The 1527-nt window shown below is 69.0% G+C and carries 3 protein-coding genes; 2 read left to right on the plus strand and 1 reads right to left on the minus strand.

The genetic code is table 11. The features are described from left to right. On the minus strand, positions 1 to 576 hold a 576-nt coding region (folP, locus tag KBX39_RS30895; RefSeq protein WP_210873934.1), incomplete at its 3' end, for a dihydropteroate synthase. Positions 577 to 935: 359 nt separating this feature from the next. Here folP and KBX39_RS30900 point away from each other — a divergent pair. Both KBX39_RS30900 and KBX39_RS30905 read left to right on the plus strand, forming a co-directional pair. Then, a complete protein-coding gene (locus tag KBX39_RS30900) occupies positions 936 to 1250 on the plus strand; it encodes a hypothetical protein (RefSeq protein ID WP_043327895.1) in 315 nt (104 codons plus the stop codon). A 14-nt stretch (positions 1251 to 1264) separates the two neighbouring features. Next, the coding region (locus tag KBX39_RS30905) for a hypothetical protein (RefSeq protein ID WP_210873935.1) at positions 1265 to 1527 on the plus strand (263 nt) is incomplete at its 3' end.

Here is a 1527-nt window from a genome sequence, read left to right on the forward strand (position 1 = left end):
GTTGTGCGCGGCGGTCTTCGCGAAGCCCAGACCTGGGTCGACGACGATCCGGTCGGCGGCCACTCCGGCGGCGAGCGCGGCGTCGACCCGCCGGCTCAGCTCGTCCCGGACCTCGGTCACCACGTCGGTGTACGTGGCCAGCTCGCGCATCTCCCGCGAGTGTCCCCGCCAGTGCATGAGCACCCACGGACAGCCGGCGTCGCGGACCACCCGGGCCATGTCCGGGTCGGCGAGGCCGCCGGAGACGTCGTTCACCAGGTACGCGCCGGCGGCGAGGACCGCCTCGGCGACCCGGGCCCGGCTGGTGTCGATGCTGACGACGATGCCGGCGGCGCTCAGCTCACGGACCACCGGCAGCACCCGGGCGGTCTCCGTCTCCGCGTCGACCCGCTCGGCGCCGGGCCGGGTGGACTCGCCGCCCACGTCGATCAGGTCGGCGCCGTCGGCGCGAAGTCGCACCCCGTGTGCGACTGCCGCGTCCAAATCGGCGTATCTGCCGCCGTCGGAGAAGGAGTCGGGCGTGACGTTCAGGACGCCCATCACCACCGGGGTCTCCGCCCGTACCAGATCGGTCACGGAGCCGACAGTACCGCTCGTGGGCGGGGCTTCCGGCGACCGGGCGAGCCGCCGACGCAGCAGCCCTGACATGCGGATTGGAACAGGTGTACGATCGGTCTTCCGGGCGATTCACGGTCGACTCTTCGCGGCTTGTCGCAAAGGTGGCCGGGCCGTACGCTTTGGAATTGCCCAGCATCGAGATGGCGAAGCCTGGAGGGAGGGCCGAAGCGGGAAGAATCCGCCCAAAACTCACCACCCAGCGTGGTGGGTCACGGACACAGCGTTGACCACTTCCGTGTCCGCCGAGCACCATCCCGCCAGGCTTGCCTACTTGCACCAACGCGGCACCGCCGGCCGCGACCTTGGGGAGGTTTCCAGTGATCGCCATCGAGCTCATGGCAGCGGCGTCGAGCGCCGTCGACCACGCGCTCCACACCCTGGCGTCGACTCCACTCGCCGAGCCGGCTCCGAAGGGCATCGACACCGACAACGTCGTCACCTTCTTCGCCAGCAAGATCGCACCGATCCTGCTCGCCGTCCTCGGGGTGATCTTCATCGGCCGGGCCAGCCGGGGTGAGATCTCCAAGGTGCTGACCAGCTCGGCCATCGCCATCATCGGCCTGGCCTTCATCGCCGGCGCCGCCACACTCTTCTTCGTCGGCGACTACCTGATCAACCTGATCTTCGAGTAGGACGCTGGGCGACGATGCGGCTGCGCACCGACGACGACATCTACCGGGCACGCCTCGTCTACCTGGGGCCGCCCGGGTACACCCTTCCCGTTCACCTGCCGTACGCCCAGTACGGCCTGTTCATGCTGCTCGTACCCCTCTACATGTTCATCCACTGGCTGTTCACGCTCCAGGTCGAGCTCGTCCCCGCCTGGGAGATCTCGCTGGCGATCGTGACGACCTCGTTCATCTTCCGGTACGTCGACCCGGACCGGCCCGCGCGCATGGTGATCCGGAC

Source organism: Micromonospora sp. D75 (assembly GCF_018070405.1).
Taxonomy (GTDB): Bacteria; Actinomycetota; Actinomycetes; order Mycobacteriales; family Micromonosporaceae; genus Micromonospora; species Micromonospora chalcea.